Here is a 22766-nt window from a genome sequence, read left to right on the forward strand (position 1 = left end):
TATTTCATGTTTTAAGGTATAATCTTATATTAGCCTTTCATCTAAATATCCGCTTAATTTTATGTCAGAAGAGTCCACTTATACTGAAGATAACATACGCTCACTCGATTGGAAAGAACACATCCGAATGCGACCTGGTATGTATATCGGTAAATTAGGTGATGGCTCATCTCCAGATGATGGTATTTATATTCTGCTAAAAGAAGTTTTAGACAATTCCATTGATGAGTATGTGATGGGAGCTGGTAAGACCATTGAAATTTCGATTCAAGGTGAACGCGTTATAGTGCGCGATTATGGTCGTGGTATTCCGCTAGGGAAAGTGGTAGATGTGGTGTCTAAAATGAATACGGGTGGAAAGTATGATTCTAAAGCCTTCAAAAAATCTGTAGGTTTAAATGGTGTAGGTACCAAAGCGGTTAATGCGTTGTCATCTTATTTTAGAGTAGAATCTACTAGAGATAGTAAATCAGCATCTGCAGAATTTGAACAAGGGAATCTAACCAATCAAGAACTTTTAGATGATACCTCTCGAAGAAAAGGAACGAAAGTATCTTTTATTCCGGATGAAATTATATTTAAAAATTACAAGTATCGTAGCGAGTATGTGGTTAAGATGCTTAAGAATTATGTATATCTAAATCCTGGATTAACCATTGTTTTTAATGGTGAAAAATTTTACAGCGAAAATGGTTTAAAAGATTTATTGTCTGAGAATATCAACGAGTCAGATATGCTGTATCCAATCATTCATCTTAAAGGTGATGATATAGAAATAGCAATTACACATAGTAAAACGCAATATAGTGAAGAGTATCACTCTTTTGTTAATGGACAAAATACAACTCAAGGAGGGACGCATTTAGCAGCATATAGAGAATCTATAGTTAAAACCATAAGAGAGTTTTACGGAAAGAGCTACGAAGCATCTGATATTAGAAAATCAGTTGTTACGGCAATTGCAATCAAAGTTATGGAACCTGTTTTTGAGAGTCAGACGAAAACAAAGTTAGGTTCAACAGATATGGGGGGTGAACTGCCAACAGTTAGGACTTATATTAATGATTTTGTAAAAACATATTTAGATAATTTTTTACATAAAAATCCGGATACAGCAGAGAAAATTCAACGCAAAATCCTTCAGGCTGAGCGAGAACGTAAGGAGTTGTCTGGTATTAGGAAGTTAGCAAAAGACAGAGCGAAGAAAGCGAGTCTTCATAATAAGAAATTACGTGACTGTAGAGTGCATTTTGGGGATACAAAGCACGATAGAAATCTAGAATCAACCTTATTTATTACAGAGGGAGATTCAGCTTCTGGTAGTATTACAAAATCACGTGATGTGAACACACAGGCAGTTTTTAGTTTAAAAGGAAAGCCTTTAAACTGTTATGGTTTAAGTAAAAAGATTGTTTACGAGAATGAAGAATTCAATCTTTTGCAAGCGGCTTTAAATATTGAAGAATCACTTGAGGATTTGCGTTATAACAACGTTGTCATAGCAACTGATGCCGATGTCGATGGGATGCACATTCGTTTATTATTAATAACATTTTTCTTACAGTTTTTTCCAGAAGTGATAAAAGAAGGTCATTTGTATATTTTGCAAACCCCTTTATTTAGAGTTCGAAATAAAAAGGAAACGATTTATTGTTATTCTGAAGAAGAACGGCGCGATGCTATGGAGAAATTAAAGCCAAAGCCAGAAATTACGCGATTTAAAGGTTTAGGTGAGATTTCTCCGGATGAATTTGTGCATTTTATTGGGGAAGATATTCGTTTAGATCCTGTGATGTTAGATAAAGACATGTCTATTGAGGAGTTGTTGTCTTTCTATATGGGGAAAAACACGCCAACTCGTCAAGAATTTATTATTGACAATCTTAAAGTTGAACTAGATGTTATTGAAGATACATTATGAGAACTGATAACAGAGACATAAAAAACACTATAATTTCTATCTATTTTATCTTAATTATCGCAGCTGTTTTATTGGCTACGGTTTTTCAATCTTATAATTTAGTAGAAGGGAGCTCGATGTATGTGCTAATAGGCTTGCTGGTAGCTGTGATTATAGTGCATTTTGTAGCGCGATTCTTTGAGTATGATAGTGATGGCGCAAATGTAATTATAACGAATAGTGGATTAATACTCACAGATCATTTCAACTATAGAGAAAATAAAGTAGAAGTCGCTAGACATAAAATTACAGGTTACAAGATTGTCAATTACTATTTTTATAAAAGTTTGGTTGTTTACACAACACAAAGTAATGGGAAAATTTCTAGTGAGCGTTTTAATATTACACTTTTAAAGCGTAAAAAGGTAAAGTATGTAAGGCAGTCTTTGAAAAAGATTATAAAGGAAAATAAAAGCAAAAAGTTGGATATATAGATGATAGAAGAACATGACGAGTTGTTAAATGAGGACGACGGTAGCCAAGAAACGATTACAAAGGTTACCGGAATGTATAAAGAATGGTTCTTAGATTATGCATCCTACGTAATTTTAGAGCGTGCAGTACCAGCGATTGAAGATGGTTTTAAGCCAGTGCAGCGTCGTATAATGCACTCTATGAAAGATTTAGATGATGGTCGTTATAATAAGGTAGCGAATATTGTTGGTCATACCATGCAATACCATCCTCACGGTGACGCGAGTATAGCGGATGCCATGGTGCAGATTGGTCAGAAAGATTTATTAATAGATACTCAAGGAAACTGGGGGAACATATTAACTGGTGACCGTGCGGCTGCATCGCGTTATATTGAAGCAAGACTTTCTAAGTTTGCTTTAGATGTTGTTTATAATCCGAAAATCACAGAGTGGCAATCGTCATATGATGGCAGACGTAAAGAGCCTATAAACCTTCCCGTAATGTTTCCTTTGTTATTGGCACAAGGAGGAGAAGGGATTGCTGTTGGTTTATCTACAAAAATATTACCTCACAATTTTATTGAGCTGATTGATGCTTCTGTTAAGCACTTAAAGGGAAAACGTTTTACAATATTGCCAGATTTTCCAACGGCTGGTATCGCTGACTTTACCAATTATAACGATGGTTTACGAGGCGGAAAGGTAAGGGTTAGAGCCTTGATTTCGCAACGTGATAAGAACACTTTAATGATTACCGAAATTCCTTTTGGTACCACAACAACATCGCTAATAGATTCTATTCTTAAGGCGAATGAGAAAGGGAAGATTAAAATTAAAAAGATTGAAGATAATACGGCAGCGGAAGTAGAGATTTTAATTCATTTACCTTCTGGCTTGTCGCCAGATAAAACGATTGATGCGCTGTATGCGTTTACCAGTTGTGAGTCTTCTATTTCTCCTTTAGGCTGCGTAATTGAGGATAATAAGCCCTATTTTGTTGGTGTCACCGAAATGTTGCGTCGTTCTACGGATAACACCGTTCAGCTTTTAAAAAGTGAATTAGAAATACGATTAGCAGAATTTCAAGAACAATGGCATTTTGCATCCCTTGAACGTATTTTTATTGAAAAACGTATTTATCGTGATATTGAAGAGGAAGAAACTTGGGATGGGGTTATCGATGCTATTGATAAGGGACTTCAGCCACACATTAAGCATTTAAAACGTGCTATTACTGTTGAAGATATTACGCGTTTAACAGAGATTAGAATTAAGCGTATTTCGAAATTTGATATTGATAAAGCGCAACAAAAGATCGATGCCTTAGAGGATCAAATAGCTGAAGTAAAACATCACTTAGCTAACCTAATTGATTATGCTATAGCGTATTTCGAAAGATTAAAAAAGGATTACGGAGAAGGAAAGGAACGCAAAACAGAAATCAGAATTTTTGACGATGTTGACGCTACAAAAGTGGTGATAAGAAATACAAAACTTTACGTTAATAGAGAAGAAGGGTTTGTCGGTACGGCATTAAAACGCGATGAGTATGTTTGTGATTGTAGTGATATCGATGATATTATTGTCTTTACAGATCAGGGAACTATGATGGTGACCAAAGTGGACTCTAAGACCTTTATCGGTAAGAATATTATTCATGTCGCTGTTTTTAAGAAAAAAGACAAGCGTACTATTTATAATCTAATTTATCGCGATGGTAAAGGAGGGCCTTCTTATGTGAAACGATTTGCTGTGACTAGTATGACTCGGGATCGTGAATATGATTTAACCAATGGAAGTAAAGGTTCTGCGTTGTGGTATTTTTCAGCTAACCCGAATGGAGAAGCAGAGGTTGTGACTATTATGTTGCGTCAAGTTGGTAGTATTAAAAAATTAAAATGGGATTTAGATTTTGCGGAAGTTCTTATAAAAGGTAGGGCTTCTAAGGGGAATCGTGTTACTAAATATGCGATTAAACGTGTAGAATTAAAAGAAAGAGGTGTGTCTACTTTAAAACCGCGTAAAATTTGGTTTGACGATACAGTTCAGCGCCTAAATGTTGATAATAGAGGTGAGTTGATTGGCGAGTTCAGAGGTGAAGATAGGCTTCTTGTTATTAATCAATCAGGAGTCGTAAAAACGATTATTCCAGAATTGACAACGCATTTTGATAGCGATATGATTGTATTAGAAAAATGGATTCCAAAAAAACCTATTTCGGCTATTTATTACGACGGAGAAAAAGAACGCTATTATGTGAAACGTTTTATTATTGAGCAAGAAGGTAGAGAAGAAGATTTTATATCAGACCATCCAGACTCGCAATTAGAGATTGTTTCAACCGATTGGAGGCCTATGGCAGATGTGGAATTTACCAAAGAACGTGGTAAAGAGCGTAAGCCAAACATGGAGGTTGATCTTGAAGAATTCATTTCAGTAAAAGGGGTTAATGCTCTTGGAAATCAGCTTACTAAAGATAAAATAAATCAAATTAGCTTACTTGAATCGTTGCCTTATGAGGCGCCAGAGGAAGTGCCTGCAGACGAAATAGAAGTGGTTGATGAAGAAACTGTTGATGTGGTAGAGTCTCAATCTGAATCCGGCAATTCGTCTAAGGATGATGACGACGATCATGACTTAGGGATGGATGAAAAAGGGCAGGTGACCTTGTTCTAATAGTATTTAAGAAAGTAGTTTTATGTTTATTATTTGCTTTTTTTGACGGCTTTATAGTTTAAGAATTCAACAAAAAGTGAAAATGCTATAGCAAAATACAAATAACCTTTAGGTATGGCACCAACGGTATTTCCGAAAAATTCGGTATGTGATAAATGTGCTGCTTCTGTAATAAGCATAAAGCCTATTAAAATTAAGAAAGCAAGTCCTAAAATCTGTACGCTTGGGTGTTTGTCTATGAATTTTCTAATTGGATTCGCAAAGCCAATCATTATACCAATGGAAATCATAACGGCTATAATCATTAAGGCTAACGTGTAGTTGTGATTTGGGTGTAGTCCATTTGTCATACCTACAGCTGTTAGGATAGAGTCTATTGAGAAAATAAAATCTATAATTACTATTTGAACAATAGCATTGCTAAGTGATTTTATAGCTTTGGATTTTACGGCATCCTCGTCGTGAGTTGGATTTTCTACTTTTTCTCGTATTTCAGAAGTGCTTTTATAGATTAAAAACAATCCTCCTGCAAATAAAATTATGGCTTGCCAGCTGATCCCTATGGATAGCCAGCTGGTTTCTATGGTGTAAAAAGGTTTGCTAAGACCAACTAAAAAGGAAACAAAGAAGAGTAGGATAATCCGTTGTACTAAGGCTAGTAATAGGCCTATTCGGGTAGCTTTGCTTCGTTGGTGTTCTGGTAATTTATTTGCGGCAATAGATATGAATACAATATTATCTATACCTAGTATAATTTCTAGAAACGTTAAGGTTAATAACGCTATTATGGCGTCAGAACTCAGTAAGAAATCGAGCATAATGTTATTCAATTTTTATTGCGATACCTTTTTCGACTCGTGAAGGCTTATTGGGTCTTTTAACAGCGAGTTTGTATTCAAAAGCATATGAATCCTCAGTGGTAGATAAGATCTTCATGTGGATAGCCTCTTTTTCGGAATTGCTCGTTGGGTGTAGTTTCTTCAATATAAATTCACAATCATTAATCCAACGAATAGATGATGAGTCAGCTTTTTCTTCGTGGTAATCAATATTAAACTCTTCTGTACGCTTGAATCGTGAGGTGTGCTCAGTTCCATCTATAGTGTACGTAAATTCAAAAGTTCCGGTTTTAAAATCAGAACAGTCGCGTTCTATTGAGTAGCAACTTGATAATAGTGTTAGTGCTAATATTGAAAGAAAAAACTTCATATAAATCCTTTTTACAAAGGTAATGAATACTGCAATTAATATTAGGGCTTGTAACTCTTAAATGTACCGTTTTTATAAAAGATTACGATTTTGTCAATTTCGGAATTAGAATCGGAGATAGCGTTTAAATTAGGGGGTTGTGGTTTTGGGTTTGTTTTGAGTGTGTTTGAGTTTGGTGACTCGGATATATTGGGTCTTCTCGGAAAACTCCCTTTTCCATTCATTAGCCAATACAATTCAACTTCTGGATAGGAGTGAAGTATCTTCATTACAAAATCTAAACTTGGTTTGTTTCTGCCGCTTAAAATGTGTGAAATACTAGAGCGTTGTACTCCTATTTTTTCTGCGAAACTTGAGGCGGATTCGCTGTAGAAATCGATAACTTTTTGTAGGCGTTCTGTGAATTCGACTGAGTTTATCATTGTAAACTTGGGTTTTATAAGTATAACGATACAAATGTAAACAATAGTATTTGTGTAATCGTTAAATGTGGTGATATATATTTATGGGTGTTAAACTTTAAGTTTGATTTTATGCGTTAAAACACTGAAAACACATGCATTAACGATCAACTTGGGTTCTGATCGAATAATTATCAGTTCCTTTGGTTTAGTCAATCGTTTTGGTCGGATTCTTTGTTTACTATTGTAACTAATCGTGGTGTTTTGATTGTTTATAAATGTAATTAATCAAATGATTACATTTGTAACCATTAATTTAGTCATATGAATTTAGAGCTTTTAAACCACCTTTTTTCTGAGGTAAAAACACCAGAACTTTATGGTCGATATATTACCAATTCTGATATAGAAAAATGTTTAGGAAACTTATCAAAACCTAAAATTTCTACTATAGGATATTCCGTTGAGGAGCGACCAATATATAGTTTGAAATTAGGTAATGGACCGATTAAAATTTTATTATGGTCGCAAATGCATGGCAATGAATCGACATCGACTAAAGCACTTTTTGATTGTTTTAATCTATTTGAAACCGACCATGAACTTGGAAAACGTTTTTTAGAAGAGTGCACCTTAATGGTAATTCCTGTTTTAAATCCTGATGGAGCAGAACGCTATACACGTGTTAATGCTAATGAAGTTGATTTAAATAGAGATGCGCAAGATTTGTCTCAGCCAGAAAGTAAAGTATTACGTCATATATATACAGACTTTAAGCCTGATTATTGTTTTAACCTTCATGGGCAACGAACAATTTTTAGTGCTGGTGAAACAGAACATGTGGCAACGCTTTCGTTTTTGTCACCAGCACAAGACGAAGAACGACAGTTAACCACCAATAGAAAAGCTGCCATGGCAATTATTGCTGAAATTAATGAATTGTTACAGTCTGAGATTCCTAATGCAATTGGACGTTATGATGATGGCTTTAATTTGAATTGTGTTGGAGATACGTTTCAGAACTTTGGTGTACCAACATTATTATATGAAGCGGGGCATTACAAAAATGATTACGATAGAGAAGAGGTAAGGCGATTAATGTTTGTCGCTATTTTAAAAGGATTAGATGTCATTGTAAATGGAGTTGATATTAGTAAGTATGAAGCCTATTTTGGTATTCCAGAAAATGCAAAATGTTTCTATGATATCATTATAAGAAATGCCAAGTGTTCTCATTTAGATGATTTGGTTGATATTGCAATTCAATATAAAGAAGTCTTAATTGAAGGTAAATTACAATTTGTGCCAATAGTTGAAGAACTCTCTAAACTAAATAATAAGTATGGGCATAAAGAAATAGAAGCCAACGGGTTTTTAGTTAAAACGACAGATAATTTTGACCTAATTACAGGTTCCGAAATCGATTTCGTAATTGTGAATAATGAAAGAATCTCATTAAAACCGTAAAAATATTCAGTTTTAATGCATAATTGTTAATGTAAATGTTTTATTTTTGCGTTTAGTTTAAAGATTATATAATTATGGCAAAGTTTAAATTAGATGAAGTTGATCACCAAATTCTCGATATGCTTATCGATAATACACGTATTCCTTTTACAGATATAGCAAAAAAATTGTTGATTTCTGCAGGTACCGTCCATGTACGAGTAAAGAAAATGGAAGAAGCAGGTATTATAATGGGGTCATCCTTAACGTTAGATTACCAAAAGCTAGATTATTCGTTTATAGCTTATGTTGGTGTTTTTCTACAAAATACATCGCAGACTAAATTTGTTTTAGAACGAATTTCAGATATACCTTATGTAACGGTAGCGCATATTACAACAGGAAAATTCAATATTTTCTGTAAAATTAGAGCTAAAGATACGATGCATGCAAAGGATATTATCTTTATGTTAGATGATATTGATGGTGTTTATAGAACAGAAACGATGATCTCTTTAGAAGAGAGTCTTAATGATAAAAAACGTTTGATGCATACCATTTTTAATGAACTGTAATCAAAATAGAATATTTTAACAATGGCCCTTAGTTACTCTAACTTAGGGCTTTTTTTATTTAATCATATGAGTGTTATAAAAATATCAGAATACAATCCTTATTATAAACCCTATATTGAGGCAACAAATAAGGATTTAGGTATCGTTGAAGGATTGAAACAAAATTTAGATGATATGGTTTCTTTTTATTCTAATATTCCTCAAGGAAAACATAGTTATGCCTATGCGGAAGGAAAGTGGACTATAAAGGACATATTACTTCATACTATAGACACTGAACGTGTTTTTGCGTACAGAGCTCTACGAATCTCTAGGCAAGATAAAACACCGTTAGCAGGTTTTGAGCAAGACGATTATGTTGTGCATGCTAATGCAGAAAAGCGTACTATGGATAGCTTGTTAGAGGAATATAGAGCTGTACGACAAGCAACAATTACACTATTTAGTTCATTCGATACAGATACATTACTTTTTATTGGTGAAGCATCTGGTTTTCCTGTATCCGTTAGAGCAATTGGTTATATTATAATGGGACATGAAAATCATCACCTCGAAATTATAAACGAACGTTATGTTTAATTGGCGTAATAATCAAACGCTTCTAAAATTAAATCATTACTAACTACACAGTCTAGTTTTGGTTTTCCAATAGCTTCAAGAAGTACAAATTTTACAACACCATGACTGTTTTTCTTGTCGTATTTTAATAATTCGATGATATGTTGTTGATCTGCTTTAGTGATTTCAACTTTAGAAAATGTTTTTAAAATCCCTTTTGTGATTATTTCTAAGTGATCATGGCTTAGTCCACAAACTTGAGTTGATAAATAAGTTTCTAAAATCATTCCTATTGCTATAGCTTCACCATGAAGGAGCGGAGTTTTATCTGCATTTTCCATGAAATAACTTTCTATAGCATGACCTAAAGTGTGTCCGAAATTTAAGATTTTCCTTAATCCTTGTTCGGTAGGGTCAGAGGTTACTACTGTATTTTTAATGACAATTGAATCGTATATTAAGCCGTCTAAATCCGAAAGATCTAAATTTTCGAGATGAGTTAAGGTATTCCAATAGGCTTCATCATAAATTAATCCATGTTTTAGCATTTCGGCAAAACCAGAAACCATTTCATTTTGTGGAAGTGTATCTAAAAAAGAGGTATCTACTCCGACCATTTCTCCTTCATTTATAATTCCTACTTGATTTTTTAAAGCCCCTAAGTCTACTCCTGTTTTTCCTCCAACAGATGCATCTACCATCGCTAATAATGAGGTTGGTATGTTTATATAAGTTATGCCACGCATATATGTGCTAGCGACAAAACCACCTAAATCCGTAACGACCCCGCCACCTAAATTGATTAATAAACTTTTACGATCCGCATTGTATTCTGACAACGCTTCCCAAACACCAGTACAAATATCAATGGATTTATGTTCTTCACCATTTGGCATTTCCATAACTTCAATAGCTATGTCTCCAGATTCTATGCGCTCTTGGAACTTAGGCAAACAATAATCGTGCGTGTTCGTATCTACTAAGATGAATATCTTAGAAGGTTTTACTGTTTTTATGTAGTTGTTTAGCTGCGTATAAACCTCAGAATTAAAGTGTACTACGGCATTTTTTGTTGAAATAGATTCCATATTAAAAATTATGTGCAAAATATGACGTGAAAATACTTCCTTTTTAGAAAAAAATGTAAGACTATAATAAATATATTTGCATTTATATTCTTTTAGCTAATGATAAATAGATCACTCTTTGAGGACACAGCTACGGCATTTACTTTAAAATCTGATTCAGAATTAGAACGCGCGTATTTTTTATTCAAAATGATTTCTTCTGAGCCTTTGGTTCGTATTGGGACTGCAGCAACAAATTTTGCATTGAAAGCTCACCTGCCAGTAGAAAAATTGATACGAGCAACGGTGTTCGATCATTTCTGTGGTGGTGTGAGCGAAGAAGATTGTTTGCCTGTAATAGATAAATTATATACAGAAGGTGTCAGTTCTGTTTTGGATTATTCTGTAGAGGGGAAAGCCGAGGAAAATCAATTCGATAATGCTTTAGAGAAAATATTAAAAATCATTCGTTTTTGTGATGATAGAGAAGCGATGCCGATTGTGGTTTTTAAACCTTCTGGTTTTGGACGCTTTTTGTTATATCAAAAGAAGACTGAAGGAGTAGAATTAACCACTGAGGAAGACGCTGAATGGGAGAGAATAGTAAACCGATTTGATGTGGTTTGTAAACTTGCTAAAGAAAAAGATGTTGAAGTTCTTATCGATGGAGAAGAAAGCTGGATGCAAGATGCTGCTGATGATTTAGTAGAGGAGATGATGCGACGCTATAATAAAGAGGTTACTATCGTTTATAACACCTTGCAATTGTATCGTTGTGACCGTTTAGATTATTTAAAAGATTTACACCAACGCGCTAAAGATAGTGGGTTTAAAATAGGGATGAAGATTGTTCGTGGTGCTTATATGGAAAAAGAACGCGAAAGAGCTTTAGAAAAAGGGTATGATTCTCCTATTTGTGAAAACAAAAAAGCTACTGATGATAATTTTAACGAAACACTGAAATATATTCTCAACAATTTAAAGGATATCTCAGTTTTTATCGGGACTCATAATGAAGCAAGTTGCTTTTTAGCAATGGAGCTTATGGAAACTCATAATATATCTAAGGAAGATAATAACGTTTGGTTTGGGCAATTATATGGCATGAGTGATCATATTAGCTTTAATTTGGCAGCTCAAGGTTATAATGTAGCGAAGTATATTCCATTTGGTCCTGTTAAGGATGTGATGCCTTATTTAATTAGAAGGGCAGAGGAGAATACATCTGTTTCTGGTCAGACTAGTCGAGAGTTAACTTTATTGAAGGCGGAGAAACGAAGACGAAAGTTGTAATTACTTAATAAATTTCTCTAAAAGCATTAGTTTTAATTTATGTGCACGATATAAGTTTTTGTTAAGAATTTTACCCTCATGTGATTTGAATAAATTGACTAGAAAATTAGAGCTGTTTGCGTAATAATTCTTTTTAGATGTAGAAACAAAGGACGTCATTGAAACCCTTTTAATTTTTCTAAAGTCTGAATAGTTCTTTGCATATGGTTTATTTTTAAACGAAGCGGTGGACGCTTTGTAACCAGCTTCTATGCATAGATCAACACTCAATTCATTATATCCTCCTCCAGGCCAGCAGAAGTATTCGATTTTTTTGTTAAGTTTATTTTCTAGTACTTTCTTGCTTTCAAAAATCTCATAACGATATCTCTTTTCCATATCTTCATCTGATTCGTATGAGCCAGGATAAATACTTAGTTTTTCATTTAATTTATGTATTAATGAAGCACTGTCTTTTGTGTCTGCAGTATCAGAATACATTTCAGTAGCATACTTAACTAAGCGTTCATCTGGAAAATATCGTCGTAATTCTAATGCTCTTCCAAATTCAAAAACAGGCGTTCCTTTTGCAACGTAACCTTTTTGGTCCTCAGTGACGTAGTAGGGTTTGCGCTCAGGTTTATGGAACCAAGCTAGCCAATCTAAATGCGGTTGACCTTCATATATATCTTTAATTTTATTAGAATGAAAATAAAAATTATGACTCATACTATGTGATTGTATGTCAATAACTCCAGAGTTATCCATCATTTTTATTTCATCCCAATTTACAAACCCCAATGGAGTTAATTGATTTCTCGTTGTTTTGTTCTCCCAAACATCATCCAAGTTTTTTCTAACTCCCACAGAATCATCAATAAATTCAGGGTTCACAAATATGGTGCCTTTTAAATTATATTTTTTTAAAATAGGATATACATATACCCAGTTATCTAAGTACCCATCATCAAAAGTTAAAACAACTTGCTTCGATGATTGGTAATTGGGATCAGTAGAAGTATTATACCACTCTTCAAGAAAAACTGTTTTATAGTTTTCCTTTACTAAAAACTTACAAAAAGCCTCAAAATGATCTAAAGAAACAGAAAGCCATTTACGATACCAATTTTCATTTTCGCAACCGATACTGTGGAACATTAATACACTCATTCAATTTTATCTAAATTATAATATTTAATTTGAGTATTCTATTTTTTAAATACCGATTTCTTTTGTTTTTGAGGACTATTTCCATAGCCGTAACCGTATCCTTTAGTGCTCGATTTTACACCATTTAATAATAAAGTCATATTTGGTAAACGGTTTTTTTCAAATAGTGGTTGAGCAATATGAACTAATTGTCGCTTGTCAATGTTGTCAGCACTTACTACATAAATAAACATATCAGAATATTGCGATATAAGTAATGTGTCGCTAACTAAACCAACTGCAGATGTATCAACAACGATATAATCATACTTTTCGTCAAAATAATTGAAAAGTTCACCAACTCTATCATTCATTAATAATTCTGACGGGTTTGGTGGTATTGTACCTGAAGGGATAATATCGAAAAAGGGATTCTCTTTATTTTTTATTACGATATCTAGAGGCTTAATAGATTTATCAACAATATAATCTGTTAGACCTTTTTCGGGTTTATCTTTTCTATTTAAATATTCTAGTATTTTAGGGACTCTAATATCAGCTTCTATTAAGAGAACCTTTTTTTCTGAAAATGAAATTGACATGGCAAGATTAGTACTAGTATGTGATTTACCTTCTTGAGATGTCGTAGATGTTACAAATAATTTCTTAGAATGGCTTTTTGTATTCGCTAAATAAAAATCAATATTGGATCGTAATATCCTGAATGCTTCTGCTTTAGATGAATAATCTACTTTGTTAATTAGTTTGTGTTTCTTACTTGTTTGTGGTATATGACCAATATATGGAATCTCTAAAATTTTCTCTAAATCTTCTTTTTTATGGATTTTATTGTCGAGTAGTTTTCTTCCATAGATGAAACCAATAGGTAAAGCTAGTCCAAATAATATAGCACCTAAATAGGTTAACATCTTATTGGGAGACACAATTGAATAAGAAGAATAGCCTTTATCAATAATTTTAGCATTTGGAGAGAACATACCTAAACTTATAGCAGATTCCTCTCTTTTTTGCAGGAGGTAGAGGTATAGTGACTCTTTTATTCCTTGTTGGCGCTCAATATTTCTAAATTGTCTTTGTTTTGTTGGTGCTGAATAAATTTGACCTCGAATTCTGGCTTCTTCTCTATTAAGGTTATTTAAAGTTATCTCACTCGTTCTTTTCATGTTCTCTAATGAGTTTTCTAAATTTCCTTTAAGAGCGTCTATTTGATTGTTTAAGTTTATAACAATCGGGTTTTTTTCGCTAGAATTCTTTAGATATTTATCACGTTGAGCAACTAATTCGTTGTGCGTTTTGGTGACTTGAGAAATATTTGCATCTTCAATAATGTTGGGTGGAAGTAAATCTGAACTTTTATTTTTTTGTTTTATTTCTTCCTTTAGGTAATCAATTAATTGTATTGTGTTAGAAGTCTCATTAATTCTGTTTTCCGTAATTTTTTCACTTTCTAAATATAAATTAGCTTGAGAATTTAAAGCTGTAAGCTTGTTGTTTTTTTGAAGTTGTTCTGCGGTATAATCAACCTCTTCTAATTCTTTTGATACTATTTGGAGTCTATTAGTGATAAAATCTGATGTAACCTTGATAACAGATTCTTTATCTAAGATAACGTCTGTATTATATTCACGAATTATTTGATTTAGAATATCTATTGCTCTTTGAGGAATATTGTCACTCAATCCTAATTTTACGACACTAGATCCAGTCTCTGTGGTAATACTTAAACTTTTTTGATACCTATTTACAAGTTTTCTAGTTGGAATTAAAGAGACTCTTAGATTGCTTCCAATCATAGGTGCAAATTTACCAATATTCGGAAGAATGACTAAATCTCCGAATCCAGTTTTTATTCTGTCTCCAAAATTATAGGATTTACCTAAAGATTCATCTCTGTCAATAAGTGATTTTCCATTATCTTTAAACATTAAGTATTTTGTTGGCGAGACAACTTTGATAAAAAGTGTTGTGTCTACTTTATGAACAACGGAGTCACTAGCAAAAAAATTTAATATTAACGGTGGGTTTTTATAGATTTCTTGTTCTTTAATTCTTCCTTGCGCGTAATATTCAATATTTAGGTTTAGTTTTTTTACAACATTAGACATCAATGATCTTGATTTAATAACTTCTACTTCGTCAAGAATTTGGTTCGACCCATTAGCAAATAAACCTTTACTGGTGATATCTTCTAGGCTTGGTAATTTTTGAGATTGTTTCTCATCTTTAATTTTTATTGTAGCACTAGCACTGTATTGGTTTGTTTCATATCTTAAGAAAGAGTAGGCTGAAAAAACTGCAATTGTTAAACAAAGTGATATTATTATCCAATGAGATAAAATTAATTCTAACTGTTCTTTTAATTCGTTATTAGCTAACTTAGATTTGCTTTTCATGTTTTTTTTTCTGTTATAGTTTTATAAACTACTTTATTAAGAACACCGCTAAGATGGTTGTTAGCGTACCTATTGCTGAAATTAAGACACCATTATTTTGGTTATATGTTGAAGAGCGCACTCTTGCATTATTTTGTTCTACATATATTACATCATTTTGTTGTAAGTAATAGAGTGGAGAATTCACGGAGTTAATAGAAGTTAGATCAATATTAGCGAATTTCTTTTTCCCGTTAACTTCTCGAATTAATTTAACGTTTCGTCGCTTTCCAAATATTGTTAAATCATTAGCATAACCAAGTGCTTCTAAGATCGTAACTCTTTCATCTTGCATTGTAAATGTTCCAGGACTATTGACTTCTCCTATTACTGTTATAGTAAAATTTACTAATCTAACATTTACAATAGGGTCGTTTGCCATTGCCTTAATACGTTCAGTAAGTAAAGCCGTTAATTCAGTACGTGTTAAACCTTCAACCTTTAGCGTTCCTAAAACCGGAAACTCAATATTACCATTATAATCTATTAAGTAGGTTTGTTGTTTTAAACCTCCTTGATTACTTGTTACATCCAAAGTACCGTTTGAAACGACAGACAAATTAAAAGGTCTTACAGTTTCTGGGTCTAATGCAGTAACATTAATTGTTAATATATCATCTGGCTTATAGGTTAATTCAGTTGGCTCTGATGATAATTGTCCTTCGGAAAGAGGCTCATCTTGAAAATAGATTATATTTTTTCTAGATCCACAGGATGTTGCTGTAATTATTGCTAGTATGGAAATAATAAGAATACGTGTTTTCATTTTTTTGATTGTTATAAGTTTGTTTAAAAGCGCTGATTATTTCTTAATATCTAACACTTCGTAAGTTGAATTATTTGAGATGTATTCTGGTATTAAATGCTTTATTGAAGATACTATTTCTAATGGTTGTGTTAAAGAATTTACAGCGGTGAGTTTATTAATTTGTTTTTCAACATTACTGATATCAACGTGTCTAGATTTTGCAATCATAATTTTTTCGTGATAAGTTTTTTTTGTGTTTTCACCATCAGCTAAAAGTTCTTCATAAATTTTTTCACCTGGTCTTAATCCTGTTATTTTAATGTCAATATCTTCAGGATATCTTAATCCAGATAAAATAATCATGTTAGTTGCAAGATTAAAAATCTTAATAGGTTCTCCCATGTCGAATACAAAAATTTCCCCACCATTACCCATAGCTGCTGCTTCGAGAACTAATTGACAAGCTTCTGGGATGGTCATGAAATAACGAGTGATATCTTTATGAGTTACGGTTAACGGACCTCCTTTTTCAATCTGTTTTTTAAATAAAGGAATAACGGATCCATTTGATCCTAAAACATTTCCAAATCTAGTGGTTATAAATTTTGTGTGCCCTTTTCCTTTCAAGCAGCTTACATATAGCTCAGCTATTCGCTTAGTTGCACCCATTACGTTTGTTGGGTTCACTGCTTTATCGGTCGAAATTAAAACAAATTTATCAACACTGTGTTTCACAGCTATATCTGCAACATTTTTAGTGCCGCCGATATTTACACTTACCGCCTCAAAGGGGTTGTTTTCCATTAGAGGTACATGTTTATATGCCGCTGCGTGAAAAATTATTTTAGGTTTATATTGATTGAATATTTGGTCGATTCGACTTCTGTTACGAACATCTGCAACAATAGCTTCAACGTTTTCTAAGCCTTTTTGTCTAAATTCTTGCTGAATATCATAAAGCGCAGACTCTGCATTATCTACTAAGATTAATTTCTTATAATTATACAAGCTAATTTTTCTACAAATTTCACTTCCTATAGAACCAGCAGCTCCTGTTATTAAAATAACTTTATTATCGTACTGTTCTTCTAAATCAGGATTTTTTATATTGATAGGGTCTCTTCCTAAAAGGTCTTCAATTTTAACTTCTTTAATCTGACCAACACTTAAATCACCATCTATCCAACTTTGAACAGGGGGTACAATTTTAACTTTTAAACCCAATGAGAAAAGGTTACCAGTAATTTGGAGTAATCTAGTAGGGTCTATATTTTGAATTGAAATGATAACATCTTCAACATCATTATTTTTAATGAATTTTTCGTCAATTGAAGCTATGTTGTATACTTTTAATAAGTTAATTTTTTTTCCTATTTTACGCTCATCGTCATCAATAAAACCAACAACTTCAAAGCCACTTTTAGTGTCATTTTGAATGGCATCATAGGTTAACATTCCTGAATTGCCTGCACCAAAAATTAAGACCTTAGAAATAGATTGAAAATCTTGAGTGATATGATTATAAATAGATTTTATAAACAGTTTTGATCCTATTAAGAATAAGATATTCAATAATAGGTGTATATAAATAATAGAGCCAGATATATTAAAAATACTATCGTCTCCTAATGCTTTTCTACTTAAAAATGTGCAAAATATTAGAATTGTCGCCAAAATGTTCGCACCAATAATAATATTTATAATGTCTTTAAATCCGGTAAACCGAACAACACCTTTATAGGAACCAACAGCAATAAAACTAATAGCTGCTAAAACAGTTACATATGGAACTTGATTTAGTAGATTGATAAAATCAAAATCTATTTGAAAATTATAACGAATTAGATATGCTAGGAAGAATGAAGCGACTACAATTATAACATCAAATAATAGAACAAGCCATTTTGAAGCATATTTTTTCGATATTTTATTTAGAAGTTTAACTAACATGTTACAAAATACGCATTTATTGCAGAAATAACTCTTTCTAATTCAATATCAGTAAGATTTGAGCCACTAGGTAAACATAGCCCTTTGTTAAATAGTTCATCAGAAACACCGTTAAGATAGCTAGGATATTTTTTGAAAATAGGTTGTTGGTGCATTGGTTTCCATAATGGTCTAGACTCAATGTTTTCTTTTTCCAATGCTAATCTTAAGCCTTCACGAGTTTCTTCAGAATCTAAAAGAATACAAGACAACCAACGGTTAGAAAAATAACCTTCTGGTTCCTGCAGAAAAGTAATCCTATCATTATTTTTAAGTGAATCTAAATAGAATTGATGATTAGAGCGACGTTTTGCGACATGGCTATCCAAGATTGTCATTTGCCCTCGACCGATACCAGCAACAATGTTAGACATCCTATAGTTATACCCAATTTCTGAGTGCAAGTAATGAGGTGCATTATCTCTAGCTTGTGTTGCTAAGAAAACTGCTTTTTCTTTAAGCTTTAATGTTTTAGTAACTATAGCTCCACCACCTGATGTGGTAATAATTTTATTACCGTTAAACGATAGAATTGAAAAATCCCCAAATGTTCCACAATTTTTGCCTTTATATTGACTTCCTAATGATTCAGCGCTGTCTTCTATTATTGGAATATTATATTTTAATGCGATGTCGTTAATTTCATCAACTTTATATGGCATACCATATAAATGAACAGCAATAATAGCTTTCGGTGTATTTCCTCTATCAATTCTATCTTTAATTGCAATTTCTAGTTGTATAGGACACATGTTCCAGGTATCACTTTCGCTATCAACAAATATTGGTGTAGCTCCTTGGTACACTATAGGATTCGCTGATGCAGAAAATGTTTTGCTTTGACAAATCACTTCATCACCATGGCCAACGCCTAATAAAATGAGACTTAAATGTAGAGCAGAAGTACCAGATGCCAATGCAGCAACATGTCGGTCTTCGTTCAAATAAGATTGTATGTCGTTTTCAAAGCCATTAACATTTGGGCCTAATGGTGCTACCCAATTGGTTTCAAAAGCTTCATTAATAAAAGGTAATTCATTACCACTCATATGTGGTGAGGAAAGCCATATTTTAGGTTTCATAGGTGAAAATTGTTAAGTAATTATTATATTACTGTTCAATTTCATGTCAATAGAGGGATCTGGGACACGATCAAATTTATGCTGTAAATATGCGTTATTATCTTGATTTAACCCAAAATAAAACGATAAACAGTAAATAATGACGTCGTTAATAGTTATCTATGAGTGTTTGATTAATTTAAACGAATTATTTTTTTAGTTTAAAACAGATAATAAATATATTGTATTCGAAATTTTTTTAACTCATTACATTATAAAAATTTTTATTGATTTAGATATAACGTAAGTTTGCACTTAATTTCGTGTGTATTATTCGTACATAAATTATATTTACACACTATTTTCGGAATATTAATAGAATAGTGATACCAAATCAAATAAATGAATATCTTAATTACTTCAGCTGGACGTAGAGTTTCTTTGGTTAGGTCTTTTCAAAAAGAATTAAAAAGAACACACCCAAATTCAAAGGTTTATGCTACCGATGCTGAGCCCATGTTATCTGCTGCTTGTCAAGTGGCTGATGGATTTTTTAAAGTACCCAAACTAAATGTAACAGATTATATTTCAGTTTTAATTAATTTTTGTAAAAAGCATCGTATTCGTTTAATAGTGCCAACAATAGATACGGAGTTACTTGAGCTGGCAAAAAATAAATCAAAATTTAAGAAAGAAGGTGTTGAAGTTGTGATTTCGTCAGTAGAGTTTGTCTCTAAGTGCCGAAATAAAAGGATGATCCACAAATTTTTTGAAGAGTACAATGTAAAAGTAGCTAAAGAATATGCGAAAGACAACTACAGTCTTCCACTTTTCATTAAGCCTATCGATGGGAGTCGCAGTGTTGATACTTATATTATTAAGTTAGAAAAAGATTTAAAAGACTATCATTTTATTAATAAAAAATTAATGTTTTTGGAGTATTTGGATCATGATGATTTTGATGAATTTACTTGTGATTTATATTTTAGTAAAGATAATAAATTAAAGTGCATTGTCCCAAGAAAGAGACTTGAGGTTAGAGATGGAGAAGTGTATAAAGCATTGACAGTTAGTAATTCTTTGGTGCCTTATATAAAGAAAAACTTGAGCTATATTGATGGTGCCGTTGGATGTTTAACAGCTCAGTTTTTTTTACATAAAAATGATGATGAAAAAATTTATGCTATTGAGATAAATCCTCGATTTGGGGGTGGTTATCCGCTTTCTTATTTGTCCGGTGCTAATTTTACGAAATGGATTATTGAAGAATATTTGCTAGATCAAGTCATTGAAGAAAAATTTGACGTGTGGGAAAGCGATTTATTAATGATTAGGTATGATGATGAAATTTTAGTGCATGGATATAAAGGTTAATGATAAAACAGTTATCGTTTTTGACTTAGACGATACGCTATATAACGAATTAGACTATTTAAAATCTGCGTATAAGTCTATTGCATTATCTTTAGAACCAAATAATTGGAAACCATTATACTTAAAGATGTTTTCTTTATATAGGTGCAAAATTAACGTTTTTGAATTTATTGCTAATACCTATAAAATAAAAATTGGACTTCTTGTTGAAATGTATAGAAATCATCAACCACAAATTCAATTATTTGATGGAGTATTAGAAGTCTTTGAGGCTATCAAGTCTAGAAACGGAAAAATAGGCATAATTACAGATGGCAGATCAATGACTCAAAGGGCAAAACTTAAAAGCTTAGGCATATTAAGTTATATTGATAAACTAATAATCTCTGAAGAGATAGGTTCTGAAAAACCAAATTCATTAAATTTTATAGCTATCGAAAAAGCACTATCTGGATTCGAATATTATTACATAGCGGATAATTTAAAGAAAGATTTCATAGCACCAAATTCTCTAGGTTGGAAATGCGTTGCTTTAATAGACAATGGTAAGAATATTCATTTTGAATCTCATAAGTATATGGATTCTCAATATTTATCTCTTAAATTTATATCTGATTTTGAAGATATTAAAATCATTTAATATTTAAAATTGTTTAGCGCCTTTAAATTCAGGCATATTAATGTTATCGGAATTATTGATGTCTTTTCTATTGATTACTTTATCTACGGTTTTTAATATAATTTTAAAATCTAAAACGAATGATTGATTTTCTACGTAATATACATCATATTCAAATTTTTGCTCCCAACTAATAGTGTTTCTACCGTTTATTTGAGCCCAGCCAGTGATGCCAGGTGTAACATCATGCCGTTTAAATTGTCTCTTATTATAAAGTGGTAAATAACTAGGTAAAAGTGGACGAGGGCCAACTAAGCTCATATCTCCCTTTAGGATGTTTAATAATTGTGGAATTTCATCTAAAGAGTATTTTCTACAAATATCCCCTATTTTAGTTACGCGATCCATAGCTGGTAATAAATTACCATCTTTGTCAGTTTTGTCTGTCATGGTTTTTAATTTAATAATAGTAAATAGTTTTCCGTTTTTTCCAGTCCTAATTTGATAGAAAAATGGCTTTCCATTATTGGATATACTTAGTACTATAATTAACACTAATAATAAAGGTAAAATAATTAGTAAACCTATTAAAGCCGCAAAAAAATCAGCTACGCGTTTTATTAAATTTGAGTATAGTTTCATTCTAATGATTTATAAAGTTTAAGAATCTCGTCCCATATAAATTCTCTTTTATAATTTTTAACGATATTCTCTCTACAATTACTAGCTAATTCTAAAGTTTTGCTTGGGTTAGACAGTAAATAAAGCATTGCTTTTTTAAGTGAAGTTAAATCCTTCGGTGGTACAATTAGGCCGTTATAGTTGTGGGTTATTAGTTCATTACTACCATTAATGTTTGTAACAATACAAGGTTTACCCATACTATTCGCTTGTAAAATAACATTTGGAAATCCTTCTCTATAACTTGGAAATACAAAAATATCACTAATATAGACATAAGGTCTTATGTCCCATTGTAACCCTACAGTATGAATGTTTTTATTTCTTCTAATTATTTCGTCAATATGAGGATCAATGGGATCCAAATGCTCCTCTCTTGGCCCAACAATTATGAGTTTTGTGCTTGGATTTAGTTTACTGATACTATTAAAAGCTTCAACAAGTTCATGAATGCCCTTGTCTTTAACTACCCGACCGACAAAAATAAAAACAGTATCATTGTTAGAAATATTTAATTGTTGCTTTATAGAATCAGCTTCTTTTTTATTAACCTTTTCACTACTATAATGGTTTATATCTATTCCATTAGAACTTCCGTTTCCTAACACTTTAAGTTTAGATGCTTTACAAAACTGATGTTCTAAAATTATTTTGTTTAATCCAAAAGAATTTGGTAGAATCAGTGTAGCACACTCATATGTGTATTTTTCTACTAAGTTTAATAGTTTGCGTTTATTGCCAGTTGTTTCAAGTAAGGGTAGGCCTGCAATTGTGTGTAACCTATTTGGTACTCCTGCAAGTTTTGCAGCAAGCATGCCTAATGTTCCCGCTTTTGGAGTATGTGAATGAACAATAAAAGGCTTTTCTTTTTTAATTATTCGATATAATTTATAAACTGCTTTTAAGTCTTTTAAAGGAGTTATTTCCCTGGTCATACTAACTGCAATAGTTCGTATTCCTTCAGCCGCTTTTACATCATCTAACTGATCATCTTCACTATTATTGGCTACACCTATTATTTCATAATGTTCATTCATAAACCTCAGCTGATCCTTAAGTAGTACTTTTAATGAGCCAGAAACTGTTGTAATCCGAATAATCTTCTTCATATG

At 32.3% G+C, this 22766-nt stretch carries 20 protein-coding genes; 9 read left to right on the forward strand and 11 right to left on the reverse strand.

The window, feature by feature from the left end; all coding sequences use genetic code 11:
- The first annotated feature begins 61 nt into the window (after positions 1-61).
- The 3 genes from BLT80_RS10145 to BLT80_RS10155 are packed head-to-tail and all read left to right on the forward strand — an operon-like array spanning position 62 to position 5052.
- On the forward strand, positions 62-1921 hold the full coding sequence (locus tag BLT80_RS10145) for a DNA topoisomerase IV subunit B (protein WP_092467561.1): 1860 nt from the start codon (positions 62-64) through the stop codon (positions 1919-1921).
- Entirely contained in the window at positions 1918-2394 is a 477-nt protein-coding gene (locus tag BLT80_RS10150) for a hypothetical protein (protein ID WP_092467563.1), read from the forward strand. The genes BLT80_RS10145 and BLT80_RS10150 overlap by 4 nt, the downstream gene beginning before the upstream one ends.
- A complete protein-coding gene (locus BLT80_RS10155) occupies positions 2395-5052 on the forward strand; it encodes a DNA gyrase/topoisomerase IV subunit A (protein WP_092467565.1) in 2658 nt (885 codons plus the stop codon).
- A 29-nt stretch (positions 5053-5081) separates the two neighbouring features.
- On the opposite strand, the gene BLT80_RS10160 is transcribed toward BLT80_RS10155, so the two are convergent.
- Genes BLT80_RS10160 through BLT80_RS10170 form a run of 3 tightly spaced genes read right to left on the reverse strand, consistent with a single transcriptional unit; the run spans position 5082 to position 6683 of the window.
- A complete protein-coding gene (locus BLT80_RS10160; protein WP_092467978.1) occupies positions 5082-5870 on the reverse strand; it encodes a TerC family protein in 789 nt (262 codons plus the stop codon).
- A 4-nt stretch (positions 5871-5874) separates the two neighbouring features.
- Positions 5875-6261, reverse strand: coding sequence for a hypothetical protein (locus BLT80_RS10165; protein WP_092467567.1), 387 nt, complete (start codon positions 6259-6261; stop codon positions 5875-5877).
- 41 nt (positions 6262-6302) lie between these two features.
- The gene (locus tag BLT80_RS10170; RefSeq protein WP_092467569.1) at positions 6303-6683 is read right to left on the reverse strand and encodes a helix-turn-helix domain-containing protein; all 381 of its coding nucleotides are present in this window, start codon (positions 6681-6683) and stop codon (positions 6303-6305) included.
- 303 nt (positions 6684-6986) lie between these two features.
- Between BLT80_RS10170 and BLT80_RS10175 the strand changes: the two genes are divergently transcribed.
- The 3 genes from BLT80_RS10175 to BLT80_RS10185 all read left to right on the forward strand — a co-directional run bounded on the left by BLT80_RS10175 (position 6987) and on the right by BLT80_RS10185 (position 9262).
- Positions 6987-8129, forward strand: coding sequence for a M14 family zinc carboxypeptidase (locus BLT80_RS10175; RefSeq protein WP_092467571.1), 1143 nt, complete (start codon positions 6987-6989; stop codon positions 8127-8129).
- A 74-nt stretch (positions 8130-8203) separates the two neighbouring features.
- Positions 8204-8683 carry an Lrp/AsnC family transcriptional regulator gene (locus BLT80_RS10180; protein ID WP_092443151.1) on the forward strand — a complete coding sequence of 160 codons (480 nt, stop codon included), beginning with the start codon at positions 8204-8206 and terminating at the stop codon, positions 8681-8683.
- A 66-nt stretch (positions 8684-8749) separates the two neighbouring features.
- Complete coding sequence (locus BLT80_RS10185) at positions 8750-9262, forward strand: DinB family protein (RefSeq protein WP_092467980.1); 513 nt, start codon at positions 8750-8752, stop codon at positions 9260-9262.
- On the opposite strand, the gene aroB is transcribed toward BLT80_RS10185, so the two are convergent.
- Entirely contained in the window at positions 9259-10329 is a 1071-nt protein-coding gene (gene aroB / locus BLT80_RS10190) for a 3-dehydroquinate synthase (protein WP_092467573.1), read from the reverse strand. The two genes, BLT80_RS10185 and aroB, sit on opposite strands and share 4 nt — an antisense overlap.
- Positions 10330-10428: 99 nt before the next feature.
- On the opposite strand from aroB, the gene BLT80_RS10195 reads away from it, so the two are divergent.
- Positions 10429-11601 (forward strand): proline dehydrogenase family protein, encoded by a 1173-nt coding sequence (locus BLT80_RS10195; protein ID WP_092467576.1) that lies wholly within the window; start codon positions 10429-10431, stop codon positions 11599-11601.
- On the opposite strand, the gene BLT80_RS10200 is transcribed toward BLT80_RS10195, so the two are convergent.
- The 5 genes from BLT80_RS10200 to BLT80_RS10220 are packed head-to-tail and all read right to left on the reverse strand — an operon-like array spanning position 11602 to position 19001.
- Positions 11602-12750 (reverse strand): polysaccharide deacetylase family protein, encoded by a 1149-nt coding sequence (locus BLT80_RS10200; protein ID WP_092467578.1) that lies wholly within the window; start codon positions 12748-12750, stop codon positions 11602-11604.
- Between the two features lie 38 nt (positions 12751-12788).
- A complete protein-coding gene (locus tag BLT80_RS10205; RefSeq protein ID WP_092467580.1) occupies positions 12789-15143 on the reverse strand; it encodes a GumC family protein in 2355 nt (784 codons plus the stop codon).
- Positions 15144-15171: 28 nt separating this feature from the next.
- Complete coding sequence (locus BLT80_RS10210; protein WP_092467582.1) at positions 15172-15948, reverse strand: polysaccharide biosynthesis/export family protein; 777 nt, start codon at positions 15946-15948, stop codon at positions 15172-15174.
- 36 nt (positions 15949-15984) lie between these two features.
- A complete protein-coding gene (locus tag BLT80_RS10215; protein ID WP_092467584.1) occupies positions 15985-17880 on the reverse strand; it encodes a polysaccharide biosynthesis protein in 1896 nt (631 codons plus the stop codon).
- The gene (locus tag BLT80_RS10220) at positions 17874-19001 is read right to left on the reverse strand and encodes a DegT/DnrJ/EryC1/StrS family aminotransferase (RefSeq protein WP_092467586.1); all 1128 of its coding nucleotides are present in this window, start codon (positions 18999-19001) and stop codon (positions 17874-17876) included. Before BLT80_RS10220 ends, BLT80_RS10215 begins: the two co-directional genes overlap by 7 nt.
- A gap of 381 nt (positions 19002-19382) precedes the next feature.
- On the opposite strand from BLT80_RS10220, the gene BLT80_RS10225 reads away from it, so the two are divergent.
- Both BLT80_RS10225 and BLT80_RS10230 read left to right on the forward strand, forming a co-directional pair.
- Positions 19383-20354, forward strand: a complete 972-nt coding sequence (locus BLT80_RS10225; RefSeq protein ID WP_092467588.1) for an ATP-grasp domain-containing protein — start codon at positions 19383-19385, stop codon at positions 20352-20354.
- Positions 20338-20994, forward strand: coding sequence for an HAD family hydrolase (locus BLT80_RS10230; protein ID WP_092467590.1), 657 nt, complete (start codon positions 20338-20340; stop codon positions 20992-20994). The genes BLT80_RS10225 and BLT80_RS10230 overlap by 17 nt, the downstream gene beginning before the upstream one ends.
- A gap of 3 nt (positions 20995-20997) precedes the next feature.
- Here the strand turns inward: BLT80_RS10230 and BLT80_RS10235 are convergent, their stop codons facing one another.
- A complete protein-coding gene (locus BLT80_RS10235) occupies positions 20998-21615 on the reverse strand; it encodes a sugar transferase (protein WP_092467592.1) in 618 nt (205 codons plus the stop codon).
- Positions 21612-22763 carry a glycosyltransferase family 4 protein gene (locus BLT80_RS10240; RefSeq protein WP_092467594.1) on the reverse strand — a complete coding sequence of 384 codons (1152 nt, stop codon included), beginning with the start codon at positions 22761-22763 and terminating at the stop codon, positions 21612-21614. The genes BLT80_RS10235 and BLT80_RS10240 overlap by 4 nt, the downstream gene beginning before the upstream one ends.
- Positions 22764-22766 lie beyond the last annotated feature (3 nt).

Origin of the sequence: Winogradskyella thalassocola (assembly GCF_900099995.1) — a bacterium.
Lineage (GTDB): Bacteria > Bacteroidota > Bacteroidia > Flavobacteriales > Flavobacteriaceae > Winogradskyella > Winogradskyella thalassocola.